We start from the raw sequence: 4,381 nt of genomic DNA on the forward strand, positions 1-4,381 counted from the left end.
AGCTCCCCGAGCGCCGGATCGGGCGCGCCGCCTGCCGGCAAGGCGAGGCCGGCGCGAGCGATCTCGGCGCGCAGCGCCACATAGCTCTCGGTCTCTTCGGCCAGCCGGCGCTCCGCGATCACGCGGGCGGCCTGGGCGTCCGCCACCCGGGCGGTCTCGGCGCCGAGCAGCGCCTCGAGCTCTGCCTCATGGGTCTTCGCCCGCGCAAGTTCGGCCTCGAGCTCCCGTTCGGTCTCGCGCGCCGCGGCGAGCGTCGCGGTGACGGCCGCAAGCTCGATGCTGAGATCGTTCGCCTTGGAGGACGCGGCGGCGCTCTCTTTAAGCGCCTGATCGCGGCCGCGCTCGGCGGCGCGGCGCTCCAGCTGGGCGGCCTCCAGCGCCGAGGCGGTCTCCCGGCTCCGGGCGCTCGCCTGCTCCAGATCGCCGCGCACCTCGGCCGCGGCCGCCTCCAGCGCCGTCACCCGCGCGCGCAGATCCGTGATCTCCACCTTCTGGCCGAGGTCCGCCGCGCGCAGCTTCCCGGCCTCGATCCGCTCCCGCGCGGCCTCGGCGAAGCGGGAGTCGGCGCGCCGTTCGGTGGCGCGGGTCTGAACCGCGTGGGCCGCGCGCAGCCGGTCCTGGGTCGCGACGATCTCCGCCACCGACAGCGGCAGGCGCTCGGTCAGCCGCTGCGTCGTCAGCCGCACCGCCCGCCGCCAGAACAGCGGCAGGAACAACAGCAGCAGCAGCGTGGCGAGGCAGGCGCCGGCGAAGGCGTACAGAAGGGGCTCGACCATTCAGGCGTGCTCACGCGGGCGGCTCGGCGACGCGCCGGCAGGGACGCCCGCGGCGGCGCGGACGTCGAGCGTGTCAGGATGGCACGCCGGCCCCTCGCGGCCAAGCCGCGCCGTCAGAACGGGTTCCAGGTCGAGCGCGGCGTGAACTTCAGATAGCCCATGTTGACGCCGAGCCGCGCGCCGACCCCGGTGCGGATCGGCACCAGCACCGTCTCGTAGTCCTTGAGCGCCGTCATGCCGAGGCCGCCGACCAGATAGGCCGAGCCGTCGACGCCGACGAAGCGGTTGAAGATCGCGGTCTTGGACGGGAGATTGTAGACGAGGATCATGGTGCGGGCGCCGTCGCCGCCGAAGTCGAAGCCGAGCGACGGCCCCTGCCAGTAGACCTTGCCCTCGCCGCCGTCGCGGGTGAACAGCGTGCCCTCGCCGTAGCGCAGGCCGCCGACGAAGGCGCCGCTGGCCTCCTCGCCGAGGATGTAGCCGTTGGGTTCGCCCCATTGGGCGGTGGCGCGCTCCACGATGCCGCCAAGGCCGCGCGACATGGAGCCGAAGAAGGCGTGGCCCTTGTCCAGCACCTCCTTGGCCGAATAGGTCGGGCCGCGGGGCGCGCCGTAGGCGCCGTCGGAATAGGCGGCGGGGGTCGCGGCGGGGCCGGCGTACTGCGCCTGGGCGGCGCCTGCGGCGACAAGGCCGGCCACGAGCGCGGCGGCGGCGACGGGCGTTCTCCACGTCATCGCGGTGCTCCTTCTCGTTTCGAGGACGCGAAGGACCCGGCTCACGGGTTTCGCGTGATTCGATACAATTTGAGCGATCGGTTTTACTCAAAGGTGAACGGCGGCGAGGTATGCCAGTCGGGACAGGACGGACCGCACGGCCGTCGCACCACGACAGGATCTCCCGTGGCTTCACGCACACTCACGGCGGTCGCGCTTCTGGCGAGCCTCATGGCCGCGTCCGGCACGTCCGTCCGCGCCCTGCCGGGGCTCGACGAGCGCACGGTGACCGATCCCGCAACCGGCGTCGCGCTCTACGGCTACGACCCGGTCGCCTATTTCGTGGAGAAGCGGGCGGTGCGCGGCCTGCGCGACTGCGAGGCCGAATGGAACGGCGTCGCCTGGCGCTTCGCGAGCGAGGCCAACCGGGCCGCCTTCCTCTCCGCGCCGGAGGTCTACGCGCCCCGGTTCGGCGGCTACGCGCCGGCGGCGGTGGCGAACGGCGCCGCCGCGCCCGGCCATCCGCTGATCTTCGCGGTGCGGGAGGAGCGGCTCTACCTATTCCGCAGCCCCGCCGAACGCGACGCCTTCGCCGATCCCCGCGCGGCCGAACAGGCCTGGCCGAAGCTCGAGGCCGAACTGCCGCGCGGGTGAAACGTCAGCCCCGCGCGCTACGCGTCACACCGTGAAGCCGTTCAGCACGCCGCTGGCCTTAAGTTTCGCGATCGACTCGCCGATGGTTTTCCGACGCCCCTCGTAGCTGGACCCGATCCGGGACAGCGCCTCCACCGGCTTCGGGCTGTCGAGCGCAAGGCGGATCGCGTCGAGCCTCCCGCGTCCCTGATACTGGATGTCGGCGATCCAGATCGCCGCGGGCCAGTCCTTCTTGTCGAAGCTCGGGTGCGATCGAACGCGATCGATTAGCTTTTTGACGCGCGCCACCAGCAACGTCACCTGCGCGGCGCGGGCCGCCGGATCGACGCGGGTCCACTCGATCAGACGCGCGGCCGCGAGACGTTCCTGTTGGCCCACCGCGCCGGGATCCGGGTTCAGATAAGCCATGAACTCGACGAGCTGGGTGTCCCGCTTGCCGTTCGGCCGCGTGACGCTCTTTGAGGCCTCCAGATCGACTTTGGCGCCGCTGGGCTTGGTCCAGGTGACTTTGTTGTCTTCGAGGGACAGCTCGGGGAAGATATCTTTGGCGCTTTTCAAGCGCAGCAGTTCCTGGAACAGCAGGATAAGGTTTTCGCCCGGCGTATGGGCGGCCAACTGGGTCGCGCCGAAGGTGAAGGCGGCGCGGTCGTAGCTGTTGACGCGTCCGAAAAATCCGGCGCTCTCCGCGAAAATGGTGGGATGGATGACATGCGCCCACTGGCCGTGCTGCGCCGTGTAATCCTCCGGACGATACACGCCGATCGGACGAAGCTCCGTGAGCTTCTTGTCCTGGTAGAGGCCGCGCCTCGGCGCGTCGTCGCGGTAAGGGACGTCGGTGCCGATGTACTGACGACTCCCGTCGTCGTAGAGCGCGGTGTGGTCCTTGCCATTCACCGCGAAGCCTGTGAGCGTGCGGGCGCCCAGCGGCGTCGGCTGGAGCAACGGCGTCGGCGGAGCGGGGGGCGCGCTCAGGGCCTCCCATGCCGCGGTGGTCGCGGCGTCGGGCGCGATCGGCGTCGACAGGCCGAGTTTTTCCGCCGTGCGCGGGCCGACGACGCCGTCCACTTCAAGCCCGGAGGCGATCTGGAACGTGATCACGGCGGCGTCGGTCAGGCGACCGAACACGCCGTCCAGAGGGCCCGGATCGTAGCCGGCCTTGGCGAGCGCCGTCTGGATCGCGAGAACGTCCGGCCCCTTCTGCGGCGGGGACTGAAGCGCGTGATATCCGGCCGGCGCACGCACGCGCACAGTTTGGACATAGGTGAGGGACGTGTCGTCCGTGGCGTAGTCGACGCCCGGAATCAGGACGCCGATGTCCCAGGGCCGCTTGGACGCTCCTTTGAAAATCCCCACTCCACGATCAGCGCTCCGGGCCTCGATGGTTTGCTCGCCATCGCCAAGCGAAATCGCCACATGGCCGATCCGCTTGTTCAAAGGGCGGCGCACCAGCACGGCCCCTTTGATGTTCAGCGCTGATTCCCAGGAAATGGCCGCGCCGGGTTCGCCCTTGGCGTCATCGAACCAGAAACCGGAATAGGCGTCGCCTTTCCAGGCGTTCCGCGGGCGCATTCCCATGGGCGCGCCATAGGCCTGCCACACGCACCAGGACACGAATTCCGCGCAGTCCCACGGACCGTTCCAGTTCGGATTGGTCTTCGGAACCACAGCGCCGAAGACATATCTCTGGTTGAGTTTGGTTTTAGCGATCTCCACCAGATCAAAGCCGTCACCCAAGCTCATCGCGCTATACCCCTTGAGTTATCAACTCAGGGTAGAGTGATGTGCCGGATTTGTTCCGGCAATATGCGAAACTACGTAAGCTTTGGCCTTTAAACGGCGACCAGCGGCTGGGGCTGGATCAGCCCCGCGCGCCCCAGGCGACGAAGGCGCCGTTGCGGAAACCCTCGGTGCTTTTGCCGTAGAGGAAGGGCGCGCCGTCGGGGGTGGTGACCGCGCCGCCGGCGGCGGCGAGCACGGCGTGGCCGGCGGCGGTGTCCCATTCCATGGTGGGGCCGAAGCGCGGATAGACGTCGGCCTCGCCCTCCGCCACCAGACAGAACTTCAGCGACGAGCCGGCCGAACGGCGCTCCGCGACGCCGAGGCGGGCGAGAAAGGTTTCCGTGTCCGGATCGGCGTGGCTGCGGCTCGCGACCGCGCAGAGGGCGCCCGGCGCGCTCCGGCGTACGGCGATGGGGGCGAAGGCGTCCGGCGCGGGCGTCGCCCGGAGCGCCGCGGTCG

Annotated in this window: 4 protein-coding genes and 1 pseudogene; 1 reads left to right on the forward strand and 4 read right to left on the reverse strand. The window is 70.0% G+C overall.

Going from position 1 to position 4,381, the window contains the following annotated elements:
- Together ACFQ4O_RS15495 and ACFQ4O_RS15500 are read right to left on the reverse strand one after the other, a co-directional pair.
- Positions 1-776: pseudogene (locus ACFQ4O_RS15495) on the reverse strand (hypothetical protein); the annotation flags it as partial.
- Positions 777-889: 113 nt separating this feature from the next.
- Positions 890-1,510, reverse strand: a complete 621-nt coding sequence (locus ACFQ4O_RS15500) for a DUF1134 domain-containing protein (protein ID WP_378776928.1) — start codon at positions 1,508-1,510, stop codon at positions 890-892.
- A 165-nt stretch (positions 1,511-1,675) separates the two neighbouring features.
- On the opposite strand from ACFQ4O_RS15500, the gene ACFQ4O_RS15505 reads away from it, so the two are divergent.
- Positions 1,676-2,143 (forward strand): YHS domain-containing (seleno)protein, encoded by a 468-nt coding sequence (locus ACFQ4O_RS15505; RefSeq protein WP_378776930.1) that lies wholly within the window; start codon positions 1,676-1,678, stop codon positions 2,141-2,143.
- A gap of 24 nt (positions 2,144-2,167) precedes the next feature.
- On the opposite strand, the gene ACFQ4O_RS15510 is transcribed toward ACFQ4O_RS15505, so the two are convergent.
- Both ACFQ4O_RS15510 and ACFQ4O_RS15515 read right to left on the reverse strand, forming a co-directional pair.
- Complete coding sequence (locus ACFQ4O_RS15510) at positions 2,168-3,883, reverse strand: C40 family peptidase (RefSeq protein WP_378776932.1); 1,716 nt, start codon at positions 3,881-3,883, stop codon at positions 2,168-2,170.
- A 118-nt stretch (positions 3,884-4,001) separates the two neighbouring features.
- On the reverse strand, positions 4,002-4,381 hold a 380-nt coding region (locus ACFQ4O_RS15515; RefSeq protein WP_378776934.1), incomplete at its 5' end, for a 3'(2'),5'-bisphosphate nucleotidase CysQ family protein.

Source organism: Methylopila musalis (assembly GCF_042679725.1).
Taxonomy (GTDB): Bacteria; Pseudomonadota; Alphaproteobacteria; order Rhizobiales; family Methylopilaceae; genus Methylopila; species Methylopila musalis.